At 34.4% G+C, this 26,282-nt stretch carries 24 protein-coding genes; 15 read left to right on the top strand and 9 right to left on the bottom strand.

Translation table 11 applies throughout. The features are described 5' to 3' along the window. Positions 1 to 44: 44 nt before the first annotated feature. Genes rfaE2 through panC form a run of 3 tightly spaced genes read right to left on the bottom strand, consistent with a single transcriptional unit; the run spans position 45 to position 2,388 of the window. The gene (gene rfaE2, locus ACFOWM_RS02250) at positions 45 to 533 is read right to left on the bottom strand and encodes a D-glycero-beta-D-manno-heptose 1-phosphate adenylyltransferase (RefSeq protein WP_379706504.1); all 489 of its coding nucleotides are present in this window, start codon (positions 531 to 533) and stop codon (positions 45 to 47) included. Beyond that, positions 496 to 1,527, bottom strand: coding sequence for a lysylphosphatidylglycerol synthase transmembrane domain-containing protein (locus ACFOWM_RS02245; protein ID WP_379706501.1), 1,032 nt, complete (start codon positions 1,525 to 1,527; stop codon positions 496 to 498). The genes rfaE2 and ACFOWM_RS02245 overlap by 38 nt, the downstream gene beginning before the upstream one ends. A 9-nt stretch (positions 1,528 to 1,536) precedes the next feature. Beyond that, positions 1,537 to 2,388, bottom strand: coding sequence for a pantoate--beta-alanine ligase (gene panC / locus ACFOWM_RS02240; protein ID WP_379706498.1), 852 nt, complete (start codon positions 2,386 to 2,388; stop codon positions 1,537 to 1,539). A 109-nt stretch (positions 2,389 to 2,497) separates the two neighbouring features. Here panC and ACFOWM_RS02235 point away from each other — a divergent pair, with 109 nt between their 5' ends. From ACFOWM_RS02235 to ACFOWM_RS02205, 7 genes are all read left to right on the top strand, one after another. Further along, a complete protein-coding gene (locus tag ACFOWM_RS02235) occupies positions 2,498 to 3,310 on the top strand; it encodes a glycogen/starch synthase (protein WP_379706496.1) in 813 nt (270 codons plus the stop codon). Positions 3,311 to 3,341: 31 nt separating this feature from the next. Beyond that, a complete protein-coding gene (locus ACFOWM_RS02230; RefSeq protein ID WP_379706493.1) occupies positions 3,342 to 4,898 on the top strand; it encodes a DUF4270 family protein in 1,557 nt (518 codons plus the stop codon). A gap of 99 nt (positions 4,899 to 4,997) precedes the next feature. Beyond that, the gene (gene metK / locus ACFOWM_RS02225; protein ID WP_379706490.1) at positions 4,998 to 6,257 is read left to right on the top strand and encodes a methionine adenosyltransferase; all 1,260 of its coding nucleotides are present in this window, start codon (positions 4,998 to 5,000) and stop codon (positions 6,255 to 6,257) included. A gap of 95 nt (positions 6,258 to 6,352) precedes the next feature. Next, positions 6,353 to 7,117 (top strand): 23S rRNA (guanosine(2251)-2'-O)-methyltransferase RlmB, encoded by a 765-nt coding sequence (gene rlmB, locus ACFOWM_RS02220; RefSeq protein WP_379706487.1) that lies wholly within the window; start codon positions 6,353 to 6,355, stop codon positions 7,115 to 7,117. 2 nt (positions 7,118 to 7,119) lie between these two features. After that, entirely contained in the window at positions 7,120 to 7,977 is an 858-nt protein-coding gene (locus ACFOWM_RS02215; protein WP_379706484.1) for a hydroxymethylglutaryl-CoA lyase, read from the top strand. A gap of 9 nt (positions 7,978 to 7,986) precedes the next feature. Further along, the gene (locus ACFOWM_RS02210; RefSeq protein WP_379706481.1) at positions 7,987 to 8,979 is read left to right on the top strand and encodes a GSCFA domain-containing protein; all 993 of its coding nucleotides are present in this window, start codon (positions 7,987 to 7,989) and stop codon (positions 8,977 to 8,979) included. A 67-nt stretch (positions 8,980 to 9,046) separates the two neighbouring features. Continuing rightward, the gene (locus ACFOWM_RS02205) at positions 9,047 to 9,712 is read left to right on the top strand and encodes a hypothetical protein (protein ID WP_379706478.1); all 666 of its coding nucleotides are present in this window, start codon (positions 9,047 to 9,049) and stop codon (positions 9,710 to 9,712) included. 11 nt (positions 9,713 to 9,723) lie between these two features. Here ACFOWM_RS02205 and ACFOWM_RS02200 read toward each other — a convergent pair whose 3' ends face one another. Together ACFOWM_RS02200 and miaE are read right to left on the bottom strand one after the other, a co-directional pair. Next, positions 9,724 to 10,464, bottom strand: coding sequence for a hypothetical protein (locus tag ACFOWM_RS02200; protein ID WP_379706475.1), 741 nt, complete (start codon positions 10,462 to 10,464; stop codon positions 9,724 to 9,726). 168 nt (positions 10,465 to 10,632) lie between these two features. Next, positions 10,633 to 11,238, bottom strand: coding sequence for a tRNA-(ms[2]io[6]A)-hydroxylase (gene miaE / locus ACFOWM_RS02195; RefSeq protein ID WP_379706472.1), 606 nt, complete (start codon positions 11,236 to 11,238; stop codon positions 10,633 to 10,635). Positions 11,239 to 11,334: 96 nt separating this feature from the next. Between miaE and ACFOWM_RS02190 the strand changes: the two genes are divergently transcribed. From ACFOWM_RS02190 to trhO, 4 genes are all read left to right on the top strand, one after another. Next, positions 11,335 to 13,764 (top strand): penicillin acylase family protein, encoded by a 2,430-nt coding sequence (locus tag ACFOWM_RS02190; RefSeq protein WP_379706469.1) that lies wholly within the window; start codon positions 11,335 to 11,337, stop codon positions 13,762 to 13,764. Positions 13,765 to 13,789: 25 nt separating this feature from the next. After that, complete coding sequence (locus ACFOWM_RS02185; protein ID WP_379706466.1) at positions 13,790 to 14,134, top strand: hypothetical protein; 345 nt, start codon at positions 13,790 to 13,792, stop codon at positions 14,132 to 14,134. 63 nt (positions 14,135 to 14,197) lie between these two features. Continuing rightward, positions 14,198 to 16,741 (top strand): DUF5686 and carboxypeptidase regulatory-like domain-containing protein, encoded by a 2,544-nt coding sequence (locus ACFOWM_RS02180; RefSeq protein ID WP_379706463.1) that lies wholly within the window; start codon positions 14,198 to 14,200, stop codon positions 16,739 to 16,741. A gap of 102 nt (positions 16,742 to 16,843) precedes the next feature. Beyond that, complete coding sequence (gene trhO / locus ACFOWM_RS02175; protein ID WP_379706456.1) at positions 16,844 to 17,902, top strand: oxygen-dependent tRNA uridine(34) hydroxylase TrhO; 1,059 nt, start codon at positions 16,844 to 16,846, stop codon at positions 17,900 to 17,902. 34 nt (positions 17,903 to 17,936) lie between these two features. On the opposite strand, the gene ACFOWM_RS02170 is transcribed toward trhO, so the two are convergent. The 3 genes from ACFOWM_RS02170 to ACFOWM_RS02160 all read right to left on the bottom strand — a co-directional run bounded on the left by ACFOWM_RS02170 (position 17,937) and on the right by ACFOWM_RS02160 (position 19,501). After that, entirely contained in the window at positions 17,937 to 18,218 is a 282-nt protein-coding gene (locus tag ACFOWM_RS02170; RefSeq protein WP_379706453.1) for a hypothetical protein, read from the bottom strand. Positions 18,219 to 18,296: 78 nt separating this feature from the next. Next, complete coding sequence (locus ACFOWM_RS02165) at positions 18,297 to 18,455, bottom strand: lmo0937 family membrane protein (RefSeq protein WP_379706450.1); 159 nt, start codon at positions 18,453 to 18,455, stop codon at positions 18,297 to 18,299. Between the two features lie 119 nt (positions 18,456 to 18,574). Beyond that, entirely contained in the window at positions 18,575 to 19,501 is a 927-nt protein-coding gene (locus ACFOWM_RS02160; RefSeq protein WP_379706447.1) for a phosphoribosylaminoimidazolesuccinocarboxamide synthase, read from the bottom strand. A 136-nt stretch (positions 19,502 to 19,637) separates the two neighbouring features. Between ACFOWM_RS02160 and ACFOWM_RS02155 the strand changes: the two genes are divergently transcribed. Then, positions 19,638 to 22,382 carry a TonB-dependent receptor gene (locus tag ACFOWM_RS02155; protein WP_379706444.1) on the top strand — a complete coding sequence of 915 codons (2,745 nt, stop codon included), beginning with the start codon at positions 19,638 to 19,640 and terminating at the stop codon, positions 22,380 to 22,382. A 24-nt stretch (positions 22,383 to 22,406) separates the two neighbouring features. Further along, a complete protein-coding gene (locus ACFOWM_RS02150; protein WP_379706441.1) occupies positions 22,407 to 23,618 on the top strand; it encodes a hypothetical protein in 1,212 nt (403 codons plus the stop codon). Positions 23,619 to 23,693: 75 nt separating this feature from the next. On the opposite strand, the gene ACFOWM_RS02145 is transcribed toward ACFOWM_RS02150, so the two are convergent. Further along, a complete protein-coding gene (locus ACFOWM_RS02145) occupies positions 23,694 to 24,128 on the bottom strand; it encodes an Hsp20/alpha crystallin family protein (RefSeq protein WP_379706438.1) in 435 nt (144 codons plus the stop codon). Between the two features lie 193 nt (positions 24,129 to 24,321). Between ACFOWM_RS02145 and ACFOWM_RS02140 the strand changes: the two genes are divergently transcribed. Beyond that, positions 24,322 to 24,738 carry a BrxA/BrxB family bacilliredoxin gene (locus ACFOWM_RS02140; RefSeq protein ID WP_379706435.1) on the top strand — a complete coding sequence of 139 codons (417 nt, stop codon included), beginning with the start codon at positions 24,322 to 24,324 and terminating at the stop codon, positions 24,736 to 24,738. A 133-nt stretch (positions 24,739 to 24,871) separates the two neighbouring features. Then, a complete protein-coding gene (locus tag ACFOWM_RS02135; protein ID WP_379706432.1) occupies positions 24,872 to 26,191 on the top strand; it encodes a prolipoprotein diacylglyceryl transferase in 1,320 nt (439 codons plus the stop codon). Positions 26,192 to 26,282: the final 91 nt, after the last annotated feature.

Here is a 26,282-nt window from a genome sequence, read left to right as displayed (position 1 = left end):
TTTAATGTTTGCAAACAATGCCTATATTAAGAATTTACTAAATTTTACAGTTGTACTTTATTGATGATGTTGGTGGTGGAAATACCGGGCACCATACCAGCAATTTTAACTTCACCACCATTGGCAATAACTTCTTTAGCACCAGCAATTTGTTCAATGGTATAATCGCCACCTTTCACCAAAACATTGGGCAGTAATTGTGTAATTAATTCAAGCGGTGTATCTTCTTCAAAAATAATAACAGCATCTACTATCATCAAATTTGCTAAAAGGGTGGCTCTATCTTGCTCGGTGTTTACTGGTCTTGTAGGTCCTTTCAATCGTTTTACTGATGCGTCGCTATTTATGGCAACAATTAAAATATCGCCAAAGCTAGCCGCTTCTTGTAACGATGCTATATGCCCAACATGTACAATATCAAAAACACCATTTGTCAGTACAATTTTTTTACCCAACAATTGCCAACCTGCCATTTTTTTAATAAGTTCGGCATTATTATAAATTTTCTCCGGTATGTGTTGTATCGATTTCATGACTTTTTTTGTTGATGTAAGGTAAAACTATAATAGATACCAACCCTGCCACAATTACAATAGCTGTACTCACCCCCCAAATTAGCCAACCAAATGCATTGCCTTGTGCTTTTAAAATACCATATATACTGAGGGTTTCCATTACAAAAAATGGAAATGAACCAATGCCACCAGGTGTAATAATCATGGCTAGTGTTGATAATGATAACACAGCACATGCAGCTTTAATACCTAAGTGGGCTGTGCCTTCCATTGCTTTAAAGCCTAAGTATATCTGTAGCAAATACATCGTCCATATAAAAATGGTATGTAAAATAAAAGCCCTTCTATCTTTTAAATTTTTGATGGCTGCAAAGCCTTTGCCAATGCCGCTAAAAAAGGTTTTTACTTTAGTAATGAACTTATTGCTTGGGTATGCTGCAAATATTTTTTTTATAATAAATACCGTAATAAAAATAACTGAGGCTACTATCAATAATTTTACCCAAATAGGGGTGCTGCTACCGGCGCCTATGCTTGATAGTTGGTGCATTACGTAACCACCCACAACATCTAACTGTATTAAAACAGTAAAGGCTATAAAGATGATATAAGTGAGTAAATCAAAAGTGCGTTCTATTAAAATGGTGCCAATTAAATTATCGGCATGCAGTTTTTCATACTTTGCCAAAAGTGTACATTTAATGATTTCTCCTAACCTTGGTACAGCTGCATTGGCAAGGTAGCCTACCATAGTAGCCGTAAATACATTTTTGGTTGATGGGGTATAGCCCAATGGTTCCATTAAAAGTTTCCAGCGCATGGAGCGACTTAAATGACTCAGTAGATTCATGATCACTACTGGTATAACCAATAGATAATTTGCATCAGCAAATGCATTTTTAAATTGATGGGTTTGCTCGTCCGTCATGCCATGTAATTGCCACCAAACCAATGCTAAGCCCCCACCTAAAAAAATAATGACTTGTAAGTATGATAATATTTTTGCTTTCATATGATTGCTTTACCCCACACTTTTTAAAATGATATTATCAATTAAACGCACTTCATTTAAATAAGCAGCCACCAAAGCCACAAGCGGCACTTTAGCATCCCACTCTAGTACAGGTTGTAAAGTTGATGCTGCTGCAATTTCAATGTAATCTACTTTATAACCATTGTTTTCTAAAAATAAAGTAGCTTGTTTTTTTAATAACGTTACATTACCCGGCTTTATTTGTTGTTGAATGTATTGTAGCGCTTCTATTATTTTTAAAGCTTGTAGCCTTTCTGTTGCATTGAGGCGCATGTTGCGACTGCTCATTGCCAAACCATCTTTTTCTCTAATGGTATCACCAATGGTTAAGTGAATATTGGGGTGAGCAGTAGTCATCATTTTTTGTATCACCATACACTGTTGATAGTCTTTTCGGCCTAAAAACAAGGTATGCGGTTGCACCAATGCCAATAACTTATCAACAATTATACATACACCTTGAAAATGGCCTGGTCTGTAAAAACCTTCTAAAATGGTTTCAATATAACCTAATTCGTAGTGCTTATTGGTTTCGTTGGGAGGGTACATTTCATCAACAGCAGGTAAAAACAAAAAATCGCAACCGGCTTGGGTTAATTTTTCAATATCGGCCTCAATGGTTACAGGGTATTTGGCTAAATCGTTGCTATTATTAAATTGTGTAGGGTTAACAAAAATGCTACAAACTACCACATCATGTTCCTTTTTTGCTAAATGTATCAGTGAAATATGCCCTTCGTGCAAGGCGCCCATAGTAGGTACAAAACCCACTTTATTGAATGAGGAAGGTAATTTTTTTAAATATTGCTGTAAGGCTGTTTTATACTTTACAATAATCATAATTAGTTGTTTAAACCTTCAAAAGGCTTGTAAATGCTATATATAAAAAAAAATTGCTACTTTTGCAACCGTTTCAAAAGTTAATTATTGCACCTAATATAGTACATCAATGTCTACAAAAAAAAGGATTTTATTTATTGCTAACGAAATGTCGCCCTATATTGAGCTTACATCGTTTGCGGAAACAGTAAACAAATTGGCTGTACTTTCTAACGATAATGATTTAGAAGTTCGTTGTATTATGCCTCGTTTTGGTACGATCAATGAACGTAGACATAGATTACATGAAGTCGTTCGTTTATCTGGCATTAATGTCTCCATTGATGATGATGATTATCCTTTAACCATTAAAGTGGCTTCATTACCCAATGCACGTTTACAAGTTTACTTTTTAGATAATGATGATTATTTTAAACGTAAATGGATTTTTAATGATGAAGAAGGAAAGTTTTTTGAAGATAATGGATTAAGAACAGTGTTATTTTGTAAAGGTGCTTTAGAAACAGTAAAGAAGTTTGGATGGCCGCCTGATATTATTCATTGTAGTGGTTGGATGACTGGCTTAATACCTATGTTCATTAAATCGGCCTATAAAAAAGAACCTGTTTTTAGTCACAGTAAAGTAATATACACCATTGGTGATGTAACTTTTAAAGAAAAATTAGGTGCTGATTTTTTAAAGTTAGCAACCATAAATGATAACGTTACTAAAAAAGAGTTAGAAGCTTTCAAAGATATCAACAATGTTGCAATGTTTAGAGGCGGTGCAACTTTTGCAGATGCAGTAACTTTTGGCACTGCTAAGCCCGATAAAAAATTGGCCGAAGAATTTGCAAAAGTAAGAGGTAAAAAAATATTGAAATATGATGAAGAAAGTGATTTAACAGACTATTTACAATTATATACCGATATTGCCAAATAATTAATAACTACCTATTTTAAAAATATTTGCTTTGCAAAAACGTATACTTCCAGTATCTGTAATGGCTACTTTTATATTAATCGCCTTCGGAATTAGCTGTACAAAAATTGATACCACTTCATTAGGAACTGATTTGGTAACTGTTGATAACATAAATACTTTTGCTGATACCTTATTGGTAAATGCTACTGAGGGTAATTTTCTGGATAGTACAATTTTGAACAAAGCAGAAAATCATGTAGTTGGCAATGTTTCTGCTGACCCATTATTTGGTACAACTACGGCAGCGGTTTATGTACAATTTAAACCTACATTTTATCCATTCTACTTTGGCAATGCAGGTGATACTGTTTATACATCATTAAGTCCGAGAGCTGGTTTTGACTCAGCATTTATCTGTTTATCATACAAGGGTACATGGGGAGATTCATCAATAGCAGCTATTCAACAAACTTTTGAAGTAAGAGCTATTGTAGATGATAATTTTAGAGAAAAAACGGATACGCTTCGTAAGTTAAATTATCGCCCAACTGTTGATCCAACATTATTAGGAACAGCAACTATCACCCCACAAATTGTTCGTCAAAAAGTTATACTTGCAAGAGGTAGAGATTCAGTAGAAAATCAAATACGTATTAAGTTTAATACAACAGCAGGTGCAAACTATGTTGGTTTTATGTTTAATGGACAAGATTCAACAGCGGGAGGAGTAAATAATGGCTATTATAAAGACTCCATCTTTAGAAAAAAATTCAATGGTTTTGAAATAAAGGCAGTAGGTAACGGAAATACCCTTTATTATGTAAATATTGCAGAAGCGAAATCTCGACTAGAATTTCATTTTCATAAAACAAAAGCAGGTGTATTAGATACTGTCGTGCAATCATTTCAATTGTATGCAACAGCAGGTGGCTCAACTGCTGCATCATCTTCTGCAAACTATATTGTACGTGACTATACTGGAACAAACGTACTAACACCATCTAATAACGATATTTATTTGCAAACTGCACCCTCACAAACAGTTGCTAATATCAAAATTCCTGGTTTAACCAACTATCCTAATAGAATCATACATAGAGCCTATTTAATTGTTGAGCAAGATAGGATTTCACCAACTGATGATATATACACAGTGCCCCCTTACTTATATTTAGATTTGAAAGACACTGCAACTACAATTCCACAGCGTTATAAGCCAATTTATTTCGATCTTAATTCAACCATTGCATACAATCCAGATGCAACTACAACTCCCAATGCATTATACCATCCTTTCCCTGTAACCAATATTGAAACAAATAGGTTTGGTGGAATAGCAATGCGTAGAACAGATGTATTGGGTAATACTTTTTACAGATATGAATTTAATATTACAAGGTATGTACAACACATAGCATCATATGGATATAAAAATTACGATTTAAGGGTGTATGCGCCTTTCAATTATAATTATCCTCAATACAATGGAGTACCTTATCTTATACCTTTCTTTAACCCTATTGCATTGGGAAGGGTTAAAGTTGGTAGTGGTACACATCCAACCCACCCAATGCGTTTAGTAATTATCTATTCAAAAATACCTTAGTTACGTTTATCGATTTTAATAAAGCCCTTTATAAAAATTATAGGGCTTTGTTTTTTTAAATTATTCGAACCGTATCTTTGCAATCTTAAAAAATAAACAATGGCTTATTTATTTACATCAGAATCTGTTAGTGAAGGACATCCAGATAAAGTAGCAGATCAAATTAGTGACGCACTTATTGATAACTTTTTAGCATTTGATCCTACTAGTAAAGTAGCATGCGAAACGTTGGTTACTACTGGCCAAGTAGTATTAGCTGGCGAAGTTAAAAGTAAAGCGTATTTAGACGTGCAAGAAATTGCAAGAGGCGTAATCCGTAAAATTGGATACACCAAAAGTGAATACATGTTTGAAGCCAATTCATGTGGTATTTTATCAGCCATTCATGAGCAATCACAAGATATTAACCAAGGTGTTGATAAAAAGAAAAAAGAAGAACAAGGTGCTGGCGACCAAGGTATGATGTTTGGTTACGCTACCAACGAAACTGAAAATTATATGCCATTAGCGTTGGCATTATCGCATGATATTTTGAAAGAATTAGCGTTGGTTCGTAGAGAGAACAAAGCAATTAAATATTTACGTCCAGATGCTAAAAGTCAAGTTACTTTAGAGTACGATGATAATAACAAACCTGTACGCATTGACGCAATCGTAGTATCTACCCAACACGATGACTTTGGTAAAGATGATGTGATGTTGGCAAAAATTAAAAAAGATATCATCAACATTGTAATACCAAGGGTAAAAGCTAAGTATACAAAATACGCTCACTTGTTTAACAATAAAATTAAGTATCATATTAACCCAACCGGTAAATTCGTAATTGGTGGACCTCATGGTGATACTGGTTTAACAGGTAGAAAAATTATTGTTGATACCTATGGTGGTAAAGGCGCACATGGTGGTGGTGCTTTCAGCGGTAAAGATCCTAGCAAGGTAGATAGAAGTGCTGCTTACGCAACGAGGCATATTGCTAAAAATTTAGTTGCAGCAGGTTTGTGTGATGAGGTGTTAGTACAAGTAAGTTATGCCATTGGCGTTGCACAACCAACTAGTATTAACGTTGTAACTTATGGTACTGCAAAAGTGAAAATGACAGACGGACAAATTGCTGAAAAGTTAATGAAAATGTCATGCTTTGATATGCGCCCTTATTTTATTGAGCAACGATTAAAATTACGTAACCCAATTTATAGCGAAACAGCCGCATACGGCCACATGGGTCGTACGCCTGAAACGGTAGAAAAAGTATTTCATTCGCCTGATGGTAAAAGCATCAAAAAGAAAGTGGAATTATTTACTTGGGAAAAATTAGATGCTATTAAAGAAGTGAAAAAAGTGTTTAAATTAAAATAAACTTTCACAACCATATTACTAGCCGGTAAGTAACGAACAAAAGCTTCAATACTTACCGGTTATTTTTTGCCATATAATTAGCTTAATTTTGAACTGTGAAAAATTTTAGACACCAACACAAACGCCCCAAAAAAAATACGTTAATAATTGGCAGAAGCGCTATTATTCAAGCTTTTAAAGAGGGTAAACAACTTGATCGTATTTACATGCAAACAGCAGTACATGGCGATACTATTGACGAAATAAAGGCATTGGCCGAAAAGCACATGGTACCCATTAATAAAGTGCCAGTTGAAAAACTCAATAACTTTAACGTTAGCAACCATGAGGGCTGCATTGCACAAATTTCAAAAATACAGTATCAAGATTTACAAGATGTTATTTCATTTGTAGTTGAAAAAGGCGAAGCTCCATTGTTGCTTATTTTAGATGGTGTTACTGATATTCGAAACATTGGTGCCATTGCACGAAGTGCTTATTGCTTTGGCGTACATGCTATTATAATACCCGATAAAGGTGTAGGTGCCTTAAATGAAGATGCTATTTTAACATCAGCCGGTGCATTGGAACAAATAGCCATTTGCAGGGTAAATAGTTTAATGAAAGCTGTTGATGATTTACACCTCAATGGTATAAAAGTATTTGCTAGTGTAATGAATGCTGAAAAAAGCACCTATGATTGTAATTTTGCTGAACCAACAGCTATTATAATGGGTGGAGAAGAAAAAGGTATATACCCAGCATTGATGAAAATTAGCGACGAAAAATTCAGCATACCCATGTTGGCAGATTTCGATTCACTCAATGTTAGTGTAGCTACTGGTATTATTTTATACGAAGCTGCAAAGCAAAGAAAATAACCATGCAAAAAAAAGTACAGTTAGTTGAGTGCCCAAGAGATGCCATGCAAGGTTGGCCTCATTTTATAGCAACCGAACAAAAAATTGCTTACCTGAACGAATTGCTGAAGGTTGGTTTTCATACACTCGATTTTGGTAGTTTTGTTTCGCCTAAAGCCATACCACAAATGGCTGATACTAAACTGGTATTGAATAAACTAGATTTGAGCAATACCACTACAAAATTATTAGCCATTATCGCCAACGTACGTGGAGCGGAGGATGCAATGGCGTTTGAGCAAATTAGTTATGTTGGTTTTCCATTTTCTATTTCACCAACATTTCAACAACGTAACACCAATACTACCATTGAAACATCTTTAGACAATGTGGCTACCATACAAAAACTATGTGCACAACATGGAAAACAATTAGTAGTTTATATTTCAATGGGCTTTGGTAACCCATACGGTGATCCATATAATACAGATATTGTAATGCAACGTACACAACAAATTGCTGATTTAGGTGTATCTATCATTTCAATTGCTGATACGGTTGGGCTAGCTACAGCAACGGAAGTAAATTCTTTAATGCAAAATATTATTCCTGCTTTTAAGGATATTGAAATTGGCGTACACTTACATGCTAAACCAATTGATAGGGTTGCAAAAATTGAAGCGGCATTACAAGCAGGTTGTACTAGGTTTGATGCTGCTTTAAAAGGAATAGGAGGCTGCCCGATGGCTGGTAACGATTTAGTGGGTAACATGGATACCGAAGTAATGTTGCAATATTTTAAAGAAAAGGGTTTTAACCTTTCCATTGATGAAAAGCAGTTACAAACTTGCAGCGCAATGGCACAATCAATTTTTATTTAAAGTTGACCAATGAATTTTAGAGCGGCGTTTACACCAAAGCCTTTTAGTGTTAAAATGAAACATACCGATAAACTATTATTGGTAGGCTCTTGCTTTACTGAACAAATAGGTAGCAAGTTGGCAGCTCATAAATTTACAGTACTTGAAAATCCTAACGGAATATTATTCAACCCTATAAGTATTGCACAAGCTGTAAGTTCGTATTGTAACGAAAAGTTGTATAAAGATGATGAGTTGTTTTTTTACAATGAACTTTGGGCCAGTAAAAAGCATCATACAAAGTTTTCTCATCCTGATAAAACAGTAGCGTTACAACAAATCAATATTTCACAACAAACGGCAATTGATTATATAAAAAAGGCAGATTGGTTATTGCTCACATTGGGTTCTGCTTTCGTGTATGAATTTGTGAATGTAACTGTTACTCATCAATATGATAATGTTGCAGCCAATTGCCATAAAATTCCCACCAACCAATTCAATAAACGACTCACTTCAGCAGAAGAGCTAACAGCGTTGCTTAATAAAATGATTGATGATGTAATAGCCATCAATCCTTCAATTAAAATAATTTTTACGGTTAGTCCTGTGCGGCACCTAAGAGAAGGTTTTATTGAAAATAATAGGAGTAAAGCAGTGTTAATACAAACAGTACACAATTTGGTTGATGATATAACGGTGTTTTATTTTCCTGCTTATGAATTGGTCATTGACGATTTAAGGGATTATCGTTTTTTTGCTGAAGATTTAGCCCATCCTAATTATGCTGCAACCAACTATGTATGGGAAAAGTTTTTACCTGCTGTAATAGATGATGCTACAGTAGAAGTAATGCGGCAAGTAAATGAAATCAATGCAGCATTATTGCACAAACCATTTAATCCTACTTCTACAGCGCATCAAAAATTTCTAAATGCCTATCTTCAAAAAACTTTGCAATTACAGGCACAGTATCCCTACCTTAACTTAAAAGAAGCTATACAATACTTTAGCAAAGCATAAATAAATACCTTTTTGTATTTGTTTATATAAACATCAAACAGTAATTTCATTAGCATAAAATTATAACATGAAAAAAATCGTACTCATTATTTGTGCCGTTACTACAAGCATATTTGCTAATGCACAATCTGAAATGGAAAAGAAAATAACAACTAGTACTTGCAATTGTATTGGCTCAAAACCTATTACTGAAAAATTTATGGAAGAAACTTTCGGTGAATGTATGGGTAATGCATTTGGTGAACTAGAAGCTGATTTAGAAGTTGAAGCCACAGCAAGGGGTTTGCAAACCGAAGAGCAAATGGAAGAATTTGGAAGAGAGTTAGGTAGTAATGTAACCTTACAATTAATAAGCGAATGCGATTTGTTTTATAAAGAAATGGCTAAGTTACGAGCCGCTTCTGTTGCTGATTTAAAAGACGACTCTGCTATGATTATAATAGCTGATATGAATAAAACACCAGAAGCAAAACGTAACGATTTGTTTTATTGTAAACGTGGTGCTCAATATTTTTACAACGGCGATTTTAAAAATGCTGCTGCCGATTTTCATAAAGTAAATTTTATTCCGGCAGAGCAAAAAACATTTTTAGTGTTAAGGGCACAATCATATGAATTCAATAAAGAATACCCTTTAGCAATTACAACGTATGAAGACCTTATTAAACAATCTGGCAGTAGCGAATTTAAAATCATATTAGCATTGCTTAAAAAGCAAGCAAGTATAAAATAAAAAAGCGGTTGTTACACCATTGCTGGTGTAACAACCTTTGCTAAAATTGTTGATAATTCATGAACGGATGTATAAAGTTGCTCAAAACTTTCAGCAACATAATAAACCGGTTGCAAAGCACTTTTATCAAATGGCAAATACAATATCTCCTCTAAATTGAAAGGCTTTATTATAGCTGTGGTATTTTTTTCAAATATGCGGTTGCTTTCACCATAAGAAGAAATGATACCTGCACCTAAAATTTTTGTTGCGCCTGCCTCTTTTACCAAGCCAAATTCAATACTGTACCAATAAAAACGTTCAATCAAATCTATACATTCAGCATGATGTTGGTATTGTTTACCCAATAACCCAACTTGGTGTACAAAGTTGGCGTAAGCTGCGTCACACAAAATGGGTAAATGTCCAAATACATCATGAAACATATCTGGCTCTTCCAAATAATCTAACTCCGAAGGTTTGCGTAACCAAGTGCTTGCAGCAAATTTTTTATCTGCTAATAAATTTAAAAAATCGGTGGCTGGTATAAAGCCTGCAACAATATGTATTTGCCAACCTGTTTTTTGGTACAATGCATTGGATAGCGCATCTAAATGGGGTATAGCATTTGCATGAAAAACATTGCTCAAATAATGAGTATTTTCATTGTGTAATGCAGTGCCTTTATCAGCAAGGTTCATTTGTTGGCGACTAAATAATTGTTGCCAAACCCATTGGTGATCATTGTTGTAATTACTGTACGTTTGTATCATATCATTCATTTTTTAGCATAAAAAAAGCCGGTCAATACGACCGGCTGAATATTATAATATATACATAGTATTATCCTTCCGGCAATGGCTGGTTGTAATAATAATATTTATAAATATTTTGTTTCATTTTTGTAAAAATAATAAAACTGTTTGAATAACCATTATTTTTTAATGAATTCTATCACCTCTAATTTCAACACTATTCATTAAAGTAGTTTCATAGGCTAACCATTGTTGCCATCTATCACGTACCATTTTTTTGGGTAAATGCGCTTCTGCTAAAGTAATAAACATGGTATAATGCCCTGCTTCACTCTCCATAAATTTTCTATAAAAATTACGTAAATACGCATCTTCCAAGCCCTCACTCAATCTTTTAAAACGTTCACAACTTCTAGCCTCAATTAATGCCATAATCAACATTTGATCTAAAAAACGTTGATCAGGGCCGCCATCTTTTTTTTGAAAAGCTATCAAATGGTTTACGTAAATATCTTTACGTTGTTTACCAAAAGGCAAGTTGCGTTTTTTAAGTTCTGCTAAAACCAACCTAAAATGTCCCCATTCTTCTGTTACTATTGGGCTCAATGAATCTACCACTAAAGGCTTGTCATGGTTTTTTTGAATTAATGAAATGCAAGTTAGCGCTGCCTTTTGCTCACAATAAGCATGATCAGTTAATATGGCTCCTAACTCTATTGCTGCTAAATCAACCCAACGTGGATCGGTTGATAATTTTAAACCTAAAATATTTTTTACATCTATATTTTCCATCGCTGCAAAGATAATTTCATCTACCTAAAATCTGCTTAAAAAATTGTTGCTCAATGGGCCATATATTTTCATTAATTTACGGCACAACTAATTTTTATGAGACCAATTCCATTCATAATAACTGCTGCAATTACAACTGCATTCATTATTATTTTAAATACAAAATTATTGGTGCCTGCTCCATTGGGAGCATTGCTTTCACCACAACATGGCTTATGGCAAAATGCAGAGCCAGCCGATAAAAACTTTTCAGAAGATTTAAAGTTTCCTCAACTTAAAGGCAAAACAAGTGTGTATTTAGATGAACGTTTGGTGCCACATATTTTTGCGGAGCAAGAAAACGATGCCTATTTTGTACAAGGTTATTTGCATGCAAAATTTAGGTTGTTTCAAATGGATTTACAAACTTTGGTAGCAGCAGGTAGAGCTGCTGAAATGGTTGGAGAAGTAGCGTTAAAACATGACAAAGAATTCAGACGATTGGGGATGGTGTTTGCTGCTGAAACTGCTTTGAAAGAAATGGAAAGCAACCCTGATATTAAAGCAACTTGTGATGCGTATACTGCAGGTGTAAATGCTTATATAAATTCACTTACAGAAAGTACGTTGCCTGTTGAATATAAATTATTAGGCAAAAAACCTTCACAATGGAGCAATTTTAAAATTGCTTTATTCTTAAAATTAATGTCGAACGATTTAGCTGGTCATGATAATGATTTTGAAATGACCAATGCACAATCATTTTTTAGCAAAGAAGATTTTGATTTGTTGTATCCCTTAGTACAAGATTCGTTAGACCCCATTATTCCAAGAGGTACAGTATACAATGCGCCAGCAATTACACCTTTGGCGCCAGCATCAGCCGATTCGCTGTATTTTAAAAACACAGGTGTTACTGCAGAAGAACTTACCAAGCCAGACCCCAACAACGGTAGTAATAACTGGGCCGTGAGTGGTAAAAAAACAGCATCGGGTGCACCTATACTTTGTAATGATCCACATTTGGGTTTAAACCTTCCTTCTATATGGTACGAAATGCAAATATCTACACCAAGTTTCAATGCCTATGGTGCTACATTTCCGGGGTCGCCCTGTGTTATTATTGGCTACAATGATAGTTGTGCATTTGGCTTCACTAATGGTGGTAGAGATGTAAGGGATTATTATGAAATTAAATTTAAAGATGCAACCAGAAAACAATATTGGTTTAACAACGAATGGCGTAATACTGAGTTTAGAATTGAGACGTTAAATATTGCCGACAAACCAACCGTGTATGATACAGTTGCCTATACCATTTTTGGGCCAGTAATGTATGATGACCGTTTTAATGGTGGTAGATTAACCAACAATAAAAATTATGCAGTTCGTTGGAAAGCACATGATAAAAGCAATGATTTATTGGTGTTTAAAATGTTGAATCATGCTAAAAATTATGCAGACTATCAAGCTGCTGTGGTAAACCTATCTGTACCCGGTCAAAACTGTGTGTTCGCTTGTAAAAATGGTGATATTGCTATTAGAACACAAGGCGATTGGCCAGCAAAATGGAAAGGCCAAGGTGATTTTGTAATGCCTGGTGTTGATAGTAGTTATATGTGGCAAGGTATGATACCTCAAAACGAAGTGCCATATCAATATAACCCTGAAAGAGGTTTTGTGAGTAGTGCAAACCAAAAGCCAACTGATGCTACCTATCCTTATTATTTAGGAAGAGAGTATCCGGTTGCAAGAGGCCTCATTATCAATAAAAGATTAGCAGCAATGGAACAAATTACACCATTGCAAATGCAACAATTGCAAACCGATAATTATAATATTTACGCATCGCAAATGGTGCCTGTTATTTTGAAAAATATCAATGAAGCATCTTTAAATGCTGATGTTAAAAAGTATGTTGCTATCTTAAAGTCGTGGGATTTAAGAAATGATGTAAACTCAAAAGGTGCTACAGTGTACGATTGCATTTATAAGCAGTTTAAAAACTTCGTATATGAAGATGAGTTTGCCAAAGCGCCAAAGCCTATTTTAATGCCGTTTGAAAGTACACTTATTGAAGCTACGCTGAGAGATAGTGCCTATAAATTTTTCGACAATATCAATACCCCACAAAAAGAAACTTTGCCAGATATGGTTGATTTGGCACTTAAAGCTGCTGCAAAACAATTAGCCACTATTGAGGCTGATGGTAAATTAGAATGGGCAAAGTTTAAAGATACAAGAGTAAACAGTCTTTTAAAATTACCTGCTTTTAGCAGATTGCATTTGCCTATTGGTGGGGGCACCAATATGATCAATGCTACTAGAGAGGAGCATGGCCCAAGTTGGAGAATGGTGGTAAGTTTAACCGAAAAAACAGAAGCCTATGGCGTTTACCCTGGCGGTCAAAATGGTAACCCTGGCAGTAAATATTACGACAGTTTTATTGATGAATGGGTGGCTGGTAAATACTATACTTTGTGGATGATGACTAAGGACGAAACCAAAGATGCTCGGGTAAAATGGACTATCAATTTTTCAAACTAATTTTTAACTCATTATTCTAATTATTATGAAATTTTTTATATCAATTATATTAGTGGCCATTGGTTCATTTGCTGCATGTTTAATATTGCCGTGGTGGAGCATAGCCATTGTCGCATTTTTAATAGCGGTGTTTATTCCACAAACCCCTTCAAAGTCTTTTATAGCAGGGTTTTTAGGTGCTTTTTTATTATGGGCTGGCTTAAGTTTTTATATAAGTAGTTTAAACGAACATTTATTTGCACATAAAATTTCGATGCTATTAATTAAAGTTGATAATCCTTTTTTACTGATTATAATTACAGGTATTATTGGCGGCTTGGTAGCTGGGTTAGGTAGTTTAACTGGTAGTTTTATTAAACTTAAAAAATAGTTTACTTATTTATATAATTTGTAACAGTATTGCAGGTAATTTCGTTTTACCTAAAACAACTACATGCGATTATATATACTAGCTATTTTGCTTTGTTGCCAATTCAACGTTATTGCACAAAAAGTTACTGGTACTATTTTTACAGCACAAGGCGATTTGCTCCCATATTCATCCATCACTATTAAGGGTACTACAAAAGGTACAAGTGCAAACGAAAAGGCAAAGTATGCAATGACGGTGGCGCCTGGTACTTATACTTTTGTTTGCCAACACTTAGGCTATGCTGCAGTTGAAAAGAAAATTACTGTTACTGGCGATGTTGAGTTATCATTTGTTTTATCAGATGTGAAGTTGAATTTAGAAACAGTAGTAATTCGTAATGATCGTGAAGACCCTGCCTATGAAATAATACGAAACGCTATTAAAAAAAGAAATTATTTCAGCAAACAAGTCAACCAATTTACTTGTAATATTTATGGTAAAGATTTAATTAAATTAAACGCCTTGCCTAAAAGAATTTTAGGCCGAAAAGTGCCAGATGAAGATCGAAAAGATATGGGTTTAGATTCATCAGGCAAAGGCATTATTTACCTTGCTGAAAATATTTCAAAAGTTAGTATTCAGCAACCCGATAAGTTAAAGTTAGAAGTTATTAGCAGCCGAGTTAGTGGTAGTGATGGCTTTGGTTTTAGTTTTCCATCATTCATAAGTTTATATAACAACAACGTAAAAGTTTTTACAGAACGCCTTAACCCAAGAGGTTTTGTATCACCCATTGCCGATGGTGCTATTGGGTTTTATAAATTCAAGTTTTTAGGTACTTTTTTTGAAAACGGTAAATCAATCAGCAGTATCCGAGTAACGCCACGTCGTTTATATGAACCTTTGTTTTCAGGTATCATTAATATTATTGATGATGAGTGGAGTATCCATAGTTTTGATTTAATGTTAACCAAAACAGCGCAACTTGAAATAATGGATACGCTTCAAATTACCCAACTTCACGTAGCAATTGATAATGATATACGAAGGGTAAAAAATCAATTATTGCATTTTAACGTAAGGCAATTAGGTATTGATGTTACGGGTAACTTTTTAACGGTATACAGCGATTATAACATCAACCCCAAATTCCCAAAAAAGTATTTTGATAACGTAGTTATTAAGTACGACACAGGCGTAAATAAAAAGTCAAAAGCTTATTGGGATACCGTAAGGGCCGTACCTTTAGAGCAAGAAGAAATGCTCGACTATCAAAAAAAAGATAGCATTTTAAAAGTAACGAAAGATTCATCTATGAGTAAACGTTACATTGATTCTGTCAACAAAAGCCAACGAAAAATAAAACCGTTAGATATTTTTACAGCTGGCATTGGTAGGTACCGTTACAACAAAAAAGGTAGTATTAATTGGAGAATAGAACCATTGGTGCAAAATGCAGAGTACAATCCTGCTGAAGGTGTAGTGGTGCAATTAAAAGGAGCTATTTCAAAAAACTTGTACAATAGTAGGAGTAGTGTTGCCCTGTTTCCTGTTATACGGTATGGTTTTTCAAACACCCATTTAAATGCCTATGCTTCGCTAGTATACAACATTCGTACACAAGATAGTGCCCGTAAATTAAAACGGTATGCTATTGCTGTAAGTGGCGGTAAACGAGTATCTGAGTTTAACAAACAAGGTGTTATTCCGCCATTAAATAATTCTATCAGTACTTTATTTTATGGTAAAAATTATATGAAAACCTATGAAAATACTTTTGGTGCTGTCACATTTTCAAAGCGGTATGAAAGTGGTGTAAGGCTTGCTGTATCTGGTTTATACGAAAATAGAATTCCTTTAAACAATACCACCAATTTTACATTTTATAAAAAAGATAGTATTAAAATAACACCTAATTATCCGGTAGAGCAATTGAGTAGCCAATTTCAACAGCACCAAGCAGCAATTATAGCTGTTTCATTTTCTTTCAAACCAGGTCAACGCTATATTCAATTCCCCAATTACAAAGCATCAATCGGTTCAAAATATCCCACCTTTACTTTAAACTATTCAAAAGGTATCAACAAAGTATTTGGTAGTGATGTTGATTTCGATAAATGGTCGTTTAATATTCAAGATGATAAAAATTTGAAATTGGCTGGCTTGTTAAAATATAAAATTGGCGTAGGCGGATTTTTAAATAACAAACAAGTATTTTTTCAAGATTATCAGCACTTTAATGGCAACCGAACGGCTGGCGCATCAGCGTATGTAAATAGCTACCAATTAGCTTCATATTACGCTAATAGTACAAATGCAAATGTTTACGCAATTGGTCATTTGGAGCATCATTTCAATGGTTTGTTCACTAATAAAATTCCATTTTTTAGAAAGTTAAATTGGAATTTAGTAGCTGGTAGTAATGCCTTCTATGTAAATAAAAATAATCACTACGTTGAAGTGTTTGGCGGTATAGAAAATATTTTAAAAGTATTTAGGGTTGATGTTGTGGTTGGTTATGATCAAAAAAATAATACATCATCTGGTATACGAATAGGAGCAGGTGGCTTGTTGGGCGCAAGTTTTAACCGTGGTGCTAACAATAACATCGATATTGGTTTTTAATTTTTATCAATAATATTTACATTTGCATAATTATTTGGTTTGCCCTGCAAGCATCCAATCATTTTAATGGTTTTCTATTTTATTAGAATCAAATTTTTTTCTATGCCAGTGTTACACAATAGGCTCAGTCAGGCTGAGCTCAAAAAATTATTATTAGAGGAACAAGAACCTCGTATTACCATTTCATTTTACAGGTATTTTTTTATTGAAAATCCAAACAGTTTTCGTGATACATTCTATATCAAATTAAATGAATTAAAAGTTTTTGGTAGGGTGTATATTGCTCATGAAGGTATTAATGCACAAGTAAGTGTGCCGCAATCTAACGCTGCGGCTTTTGAAGCTTTAATGGAAAGTATACCTGGCTTAGAAGGCTTGCGTTTGAACATTGCGGTACAACATGAAGCGGCTGAAAATAATCGACCGGCAGGCGGTAAAAGCTTTTGGGTACTAAAAGTTAAAGTACGTGATAAAATTGTTGCCGATGGTATCAATGATCCTACATTCAATATGGCTAATAGGGGTAAGTACGTAAATGCCCAAACGTTTAATGAATTGAGTGAAGACCCCAATACTATTATTGTTGATATGCGTAACCACTATGAATATGAAGTAGGTAGGTTTGAAAATGCTATTGAAATACCGAGTGATACTTTTCGTGAACAATTACCAATGGCAGTTGAAATGCTCAACAATGCAAAGGATAAAAATATTATCATGTACTGCACAGGTGGTATAAGATGCGAAAAAGCCAGTGCTTACATGTTGCACAACGGTTTTAAAAATGTATACCATTTAGAAGGAGGTATCATTAACTATGCTAATAAAGTAAAAGAAGCAGCCCTGCCTAATAAATTTAAAGGTAAAAATTTTGTTTTTGATGATAGGTTAGGGGAACGTATTAGTGATGATATCATTGCCCATTGCCATCAGTGTGGTGCTCCTGCTGATACTCATACCAACTGTTTGAACGATGGTTGTCATTTATTGTTCATACAATGCGAACAATGTAAAACAGCTTTTAATGGTTGTTGTAGTGTTGAATGTAAAGATATTATTGCACTGCCAATTGAAACCCAAAAAGCATTAAGAAAAGGGCAAGATAAAGGCAATATGATATTTAATAAATCAAGGCAACGCATGCCTCAATTAAAAAAATAAAAAAAAGGCCTTTTGAATTTCAAAAGGCCTTTTTTTATAAAAATATACCTGAAGATTCATCAGGATGTAAGAATGATTTTTTTCTGTCAACGGCCGATTTAATAATGTTTTCAGCTGCTTTTAATTCATTTGAAATTTTATTAGAAAACTGCTCTGCAATTTTATCAAATTTGTCAGCCATTGTTACCTCTTGTTCTTCTAACTCAGCTAATTGTTCCTCAATAATATCATTATTTTTATCTTTTATGGCTAAAGCAATAATGCCACCTATGGCAGCACCTGCTAATAATGCTAAGATTATATTTGATTTTTTCATTGGTTACTATTTAAGCTGTATTGTTTAATATATAATTAGCTACTCAAGTTTATTTTGAATAGCTAATTTACAAAAAAATTATAAAGGTTTTCTACCAGAAATAACTCTTAACAATATCGCAACAATAGCAATAACTAATAAAATATGAATAATGCCACCTGTATAGTAACCGCCTAAAAATGAAAAGGCCCAAATGATCACTAAAATAACTGCAATGGTGTAGAGTAAATTTGACATAATGTTTAATTTGTAAGTTGAATAATAGATGAAAGTCTTGTTAAAGAATTTCAAAACATGTGCCATTAGAAATTTACAGCTAAGCCGCATTAATTTATGGGATTATCGGGCATCTTTTTCTACATATATTTCGTTAGTGCTTGCTCAATAGTATTAAATAGTGTTTGGTCATCAATTGGAGTGGGTATAAATACTTCACCGGTTATTTGTTCATATAATTCAATATAACGTTGGCTGATGCTGTTTACTTTTTCGTCATTCATTTCGGGTATTACTTGCCCTTCTTTACCCATAAAATTATTTTCGATTAACCACTCTCTCACAAACTCTTTACTCAGTTGCTTTTGTTTTTTATTGTTGGCTAATCGTTCGTGAAAACCATCTGCATAAAAATACCTCGATGAATCAGGTGTATGTATTTCATCCATCAAATAAATAGTATCACCTATTTTACCAAATTCATACTTTGTGTCAGCTAAAATAAGTCCTTGCTTTGCTGCTAGTGCTTTTCCTCTTTCAAAAAGTGCTAAAGCATATTGTTCTAATAATGCCCACTCTGCTTCCGTTGCTAGGCCTTGTTGTATTATGACCTCTTTGCTGATGTCTTCATCATGCCCTTCGTGTGCCTTGGTTGATGGGGTGATAATGGGGGTATCAAAAAAATCATTTTCCTTCATACCCTCTGGCAATGGTACGCCGCATAAAATACGATCACCGTTTTTGTAAGTACGCCATGCATGGCCTGTAATATTGCCCCTTACCACCATTTCAATAGCAAATGGGGTACATTTTTTACCAATACTGGCATTGGGTACAGGTGTTTCTAGCAACCAATTGTTACAGATGTCGTTACATTGGCGCAACATGTAAGCAGCTATTTCATTTAATACTTGTCCTTTAAAAGGAATTGTTTTTGGAAGTATAACATCGAAAGCTGATAAACGGTCGCTTGCTATCATTGCCAATAAATCATCACCAATACTATAAACTTCTCTAACTTTTCCTTTGTAATAACCCGTTTGATGTGTAAATGTAAATGCTGTCATGGCACTAAAATACCACCTAGTTTTTAATAAATAATGAGGTGCGTATTTTATATATCAACATATAGTGAGAAAATAAAATTTTATAACAAATTTACATTGCTTATTTTGCCAAATATTTAAAACCAAAACAACGGATATGAGAAAGTTTACGAGCTATTTGGTTACCATGGTGTTAGCAAATATTTTAACTGTATTTGCTTTTGCTCAAAATGTAACCATCAGCGGTAATGTAAAAAACAGTGCATCAAACGAAAGTGCTGCAGCTGTTTCAGTGACTATTAAAGGTTCCGATGCAGGAACATTTACAGATGATAGAGGTAATTATACCATCAGTGTAAAAAGTTTACCAGTAACGTTAGTTTTTTCTTCAGTAGGGTATACTACACAAGAAGTAAATGTTACTTCTAATGCAGCGGTAAACGTTGCTTTTGTACCAAGCAATGCTTTGGGCCAAGAGGTAGTTGTTTCGGCAACAAGGGTTGCAGGTAAAATTTTAGAATCACCTGTATCTATTGAAAGGGTAAATGCAACATCTTTAAAAAATGCACCTGCTGCAAGTTATTACGACATTGTTGCGAACCTAAAAGGTGTTGATGTAGTAACTTCTTCATTAACTTTTAAAACTCCTACTACAAGAGGTTTTTCTGGTAGTGGTAACTTACGTTTTAACCAATTGGTTGATGGTATTGATAACCAAGCACCAGGTTTAAACTTCTCTGTAGGTAGTATAGTAGGTTTATCACAATTAGATGTTGATAATATTGAATTATTACCAGGCGCTTCATCAGCGTTGTATGGCCCAGGTGGTATGAACGGTACCATGTTAATTACAAGTAAAAATCCATTCAAATACCAAGGTTTTTCTGCTGAAGTAAAAACAGGTATTATGCATGTTGATAAGAGAGAACGTCCTACTTCACCTTATTACAACTGGAGTATGCGTTGGGGTAAAAAAGTTTCAGAAAAATTTGCTTTTAAAGTAGCTGGTGAAGTTATTTCGGCAAAAGATTGGGTTGGTGACGACTATCGTAACTATGTTGGTTTAGGTGTTGCTGGTAAGCCTTCTTTCGGTACCAGAGCTTCTGATCCTAATTACAATGGTATCAACGTTTATGGTGATGAAACCACTACTGATATTCGTCCATTATTAGCTGGTTTAGGTTCTCCTGCTGGTTATTTAACAGCTCCCATTAATGTGAGCCGTACTGGTTATAATGAAAGAGATATTATTAATCCAAATACTGTAAACTTCAAAGCATCAGGTGCATTACATTATAAAATAACTGATAAAATTGAAGCTGTAGGTGCTGCATTTTTTGGTACCGGTAACAGTACTTATACAGGAAGTGATAGATACTCTTTATTGGGTTTAAAAATTGCTCAATATAAACTAGAGTTAAATAATAAACACTGGACTTTAAGAGCGTATACAACTCAGGAAAATGCAGGACAATCTTACAATGCAACAGTTACAACTCGTTTGTTAAATGAAGCATGGAAAGGTTCGGCACCAAGAGCAAACGCTTTGGGTACAATTGGTTTACCTGAAATTGCTGCATCATGGTATGGTCAATATTCAATTGCTTATTTAACTGCTTTACAAGGTGGTAGATCAGCAGCTGAATCACATGCCATTGCTCGTACTACTGCTGATGTTGGTCGTCCTGCTGCTGGTTCTCAACAGTTCAAAGATATTTTCAACAGAGTACGTTCTATTCCAATTAAAAATGGTGGTGGTTTGTTCGTTGATAAAACCAACTTATACAATATAGAGGGTCAAGCAAACTTAACTGATTATACAAAAGATATCGCTGAAGTAATTGTAGGTGGTAACTTTAAAAGGTACGTATTAAATTCACAAGGAACTTTATTTGCTGATACTGCTGGTACTATTGGTATCAACGAGTATGGTGGTTATATCCAAGCTAGTCGTCAAGTAATTGATAGATTAAAATTGACTGTTTCTGGCCGTTACGACAAAAACGAAAACTTTAAAGGTCGTTTTACCCCAAGAGCAACCGCTTTAATAAAAGTGGCTGAAAATAAAAATGTGCGTATTTCATACCAACAAGCTTACCGTTTCCCATCTACGCAACAACAATACATTGATTTAGCTGTTGGTGGTGGTACTCGTTTAACAGGTGGTAACCCATTATTAAGTAATAAATACAATTTTATAGGTAACCCAGTTTATGCTTACGAAAGTTTACAAGCTGGTACACCAGTAAAAGTGACTGATTTTTCATTTAGACCAGAAGCGGTAACTACTTATGAAATTGGTTATAAGGGGTTACATTTTAATGATAAGTTATTGATTGATGTGTATGGTTATGCAGGTCAATACAAAGATTTTATTGCACGTAGGGTAGTAGTACAATCAAGAACTGGCGCTCCAATTACCTTAGGTGATACCTCAAGAGGATTAACTTACTCAATACCTTTCAACAGTGCTGAAAAAGTTAAAACATATGGTTTCGGTTTAAGTGTTGATTATCGTTTACCTAAAAACTTTGTAATTAGTGGTAACGTATCATCTGATCAAATCAGTGATGTTAAAGCTGGTTTCTACTCATTCTTTAACTCACCACAATACCGTACAAATATTAGTTTATCTAATGCTGGTTTTGGTAAAGACAAGCTATATGGCTTCAACATTACTTACCGTGTACAGGGAGGTTTCAACTACCAAGGTGATTTTGCTAGTGGCGATGTTCCTGCGGTACAAACTTTAGATGCGCAAGTAAGTGCTAAATTGCCTGCCACTAAAACTATTTTAAAAGTTGGTGCTAACAATTTGTTGAATCAATATTACATTAACGCAACTGGTAACTCAGTAGTAGGTGGTTTATACTATGTAAGCGTTGGTTTTAACTTGTATTAATACAAACAATAAAAAAATTATAAAATGAATACTTTATTAAATAATATTAAAACAGCTGTTTTGCCAATGGTAGTTGCAGGTGCTTTATTAGCATCATGTAACAAAGGTGTAGATCAATTTGCTATCCCAACTACTACAAAATCAGGCATTACATTAGATTCTACATTAAGAGCAAATCCGAACGATAGTATGTATTACCGCTTGGTAAGAATTGCTAGTAATGGTACTGTAAATTTTGTGAATTTATACAATTCAACTACCTCTAATAATGAGTATACTTTGTTAGTGCCAGATAATGCTGCTATGATGGCCTCTGGTTTTAGTAGTGCAGTTATTTCAGCAACTCCAGTAGCAACAGCTGCTGGTATTGTTTCTTATAATACAATTCCACAGCGTTATGATACCGCTGGTATTGGTGCAGGTTTTCCTAATTTTACTGTAGGTACTTCTATTTTTCCTTCACCAACGGCGCCTTTTGTTACTTTCAGATCATATTTATCTAAAAGACCAGGTATTTTAAGAGCAAATACAATTCCGATGACCACACCTTTAAATGTAAAAGCATTTAATGGTAACATTCATCATGTGGCTGCTATTGTAGCACCACCAGTAACTACTACATTGTGGGATAGAATTAATGCAGATGCTACCCCAGTAACTGGTTTAACTTACTTGAGAGCAGCTATTTTAAGAGCGGATAGTGGTGCTGTAACGCCTGGACCTTTGCAAGCAGCATTATTAAATGGTGGTGCTAACTTAACAGTATTTGCACCAACAGATGCTGCTTTCCAAGCTTTACTAACAGGAGCAATTACCCAAGCTTTAATTGCACAAGGTTTTCCACCTGCAACAGCCGCTGCTACGGCTGCTACTTTAGCTGCTTCACCAAATGTGTTCCAAAACCCAGCTTTATTTGGTGCGTTGAGTGCAAGAACAGTTAGGGGTATTTTAGTTACACATTTATTTAGTAATACAGCATTCACTGTTAACTTCCCTAGTGTAGCCACCAACTACCCAACTTTGTTAAATACAGACCCTGCTTTTGCAATGCACCCTGGTATTAGGTTACAAGCAACTTTTGCTGGCCCTTTTGTTAGCGCTGCTACAGTAAGAGGTGCAGCCAATGCATCAGCATCAAATATTTTGATTAACCCTACTGCTGCAACTGGTACAAGTGATCAGTTCTATGTAAATGGCGTTATACATAAAATAGATCAAGTTTTATTGCCTCAATAGGTTTCAAAATCATCAAATAAAAAAGCTCCGAAATTTATTCGGAGCTTTTTTATTTTAAACATGCTACTGCTTTAATTAAATAATACTAATTTCTTTAACTGTACTATTTATGGGTGCTTTCTTCATCAAATTGATGTTGAGTATTCCATTTTCGTACTGTGCTGTAATTTGATCAGCATCAATTTTTTCATTTAATGTAAAGCTTCTTTTAAAACTTTTTACTGAAAATTCATTTCTTACGAACTTTTCAGTTTCAACATTTTCAACTGCTTTTTTCGAAGCACTTACTTGCAAAATATTGTTATCAAGTTTTACAGCAAAATCAGTTTTTTCAAAACCGGGAACTGATAATGATAATTTGAACCCTTCAGTTGTTTCAATAATATTTACTGGAGGAAAGTGTAAAATATCTTCTCTCATCGTTTTACTTACCACGGCTGGAAATTCATTAAACAACTCTTTCATTAATCCATCAAATGAACGGTGATTTTTTACATTTACGTATGACATACTTTTTAAATTTTAATTGTTTTATAATGTCTTAAGCACTTCAATTTATATTCCATTGTATTTTTAGTGCCTTTATGGCATTTTTATAAAATTATTATTGCCAATATGGCGTATTTATTTTCCCAAAATGAAAAATATGCAGAACTGATTGTGCAAATAAGCATGTAATTTTGCATTACTAAATTTAGAAAATATGTATCCAGCAGAGATAGTTATTCCAATGAAGGAAGAGTTAACCGAAAATGGTTTCACAGAATTACTTACCGCAAGCGATGTTGATAGTGCCTTAAAACAAGAAGGTACTACATTAGTAATGATCAATTCAGTATGCGGTTGTAGTGCAGGTACTGCTAGGCCAGGCGTTTTAATGGCTGTAGCAACTGCAACAAAAAAGCCTAACCAAATTACCACCAGCTTTGCAGGTTTTGATGTTGAAGCAGTTAATGAAGTGCGTAAACATTTATTACCTTACCCACCATCATCACCAGCTATTGCATTATTTAAAAATGGTCAATTGGTGCATATGATTGAACGTCATATGATTGAAGGTAGAAGTGCACAAATGATTGCTGATAATTTGAAAGGAGCATTTGAAGCACATTGTAACTAATTAGCTACGTTTTTTTGTAAAGTCACCGTATTGTTTGGTGTTGTTTGATAAATACTTTCGAACATAATCAGGCAAGCAACGGTGACTTTTTATTATATTGCAGCACTTAAAAATTTCACTTTAAATACAATAAATGTATCCGAATTTATATTACGTTTTCAAAGATTGGTTTGGTGTTGAATGGAATGGTTTAAAAATTTTAAACACATTTGGCTTAATGGTAGCCTTATCATTTGTTGCTGCTGCTTTGGTAATAAATGCTGAGTTAAAACGTAAAGAAAAGCAAGGTTTATTATTGCCCTCAGAAGAAACTATTGTTGTGGGCAAACCTGCTTCATTATTAGAGTTGTTTTACAATGCGTTAGTAGGTTTTATTTTTGGTGCAAAGTTACTAGGCTTATTGTTTTTTAAACCAGCAGATATCTCCACACAGGAGTACATATTTTCAAAAAGTGGTAGTGTTGTAGGTGGTTTACTTATGGCAATTTTGTTAGTGGGATTAAAGTATTTTGAAAAAAACAAACAAAAATTAAAAACTCCAGAAGCTAGAAAAGTACGTATTTGGCCTCACGATAGGGTAGGCGATATTGTTATTATTTCACTCATATTTGGTATTTTAGGCGCAAAACTTTTCGATAATTTTGAACATTGGGATGAGTTTATGGCTGATCCAATCGGAAAATTATTTTCTGTAAGTGGGCTTACTTTTTACGGTGGTTTAATCATGGCTGCTGCTGCTGTTTGTTGGTATGCACACAAAAAGCGAATTTCTTTAACGCATTTAGTTGATGCTGCAGCTCCCAGCCTAATGATAGCTTATGCCATCGGCAGAATTGGCTGCCAAGTAGCTGGTGATGGTGATTGGGGCATCTACAACAGCGCCTATATAAGCGATCGCTCTGGTAATGTAAGTATTGCTGGGGCTGGCGAATTCGAAAAAGCCTTACAAAAAGATTCTACCTATTTTTTAGAAGGAAAAATTATCGACCGAAATGGTAAAGAAGCCTACGTTACTGACCGTACATCAAAAACGCTCAGCGAAGTGGCTCATAAATCTTTCAAAGGACCCTCATTTTTGCCTACTTGGTTATTTGCATATAGCTATCCGCAAAATGTAAACAATGATGGTGTTGTGATGCCGGGTGTTACTGATGATCATTACAGTGTGTTACCTCAACCTGTTTTTCCAACACCTTTATACGAAACCATATTTTGTACTTTTCTTTTTTTAGTATTATGGGCCATTCGTAAAAAAATTAAAATACCATTAATGATGTTTGGTATTTACTTAGTATTTAATGGTATGGAACGTTTTTTTGTAGAGTTAATTAGAGTAAATAAAACGTACACCATCTTCGGGTTACAATCAACCCAAGCAGAAGTTATTGCTGTAATGTTGATGTTAGCAGGTTTAGTAACCATGTTAATTGCAAAATGGCGCTATAAAGCCTAGTTTTTTTCTAAACATATTTTAAAGGATGGTTGGTATATTTTACCAATCATCCTTTTTTTTTGCCGCTTATTATTTATGCAATGTACTATGC

Source organism: Ferruginibacter yonginensis, assembly GCF_042651465.1.
Classification (GTDB): Bacteria; Bacteroidota; Bacteroidia; order Chitinophagales; family Chitinophagaceae; genus Ferruginibacter; species Ferruginibacter yonginensis.
The sequence above is the reverse complement of the archived record's forward strand: the minus strand, read 5'-3'. Positions and strand labels throughout refer to the sequence as shown.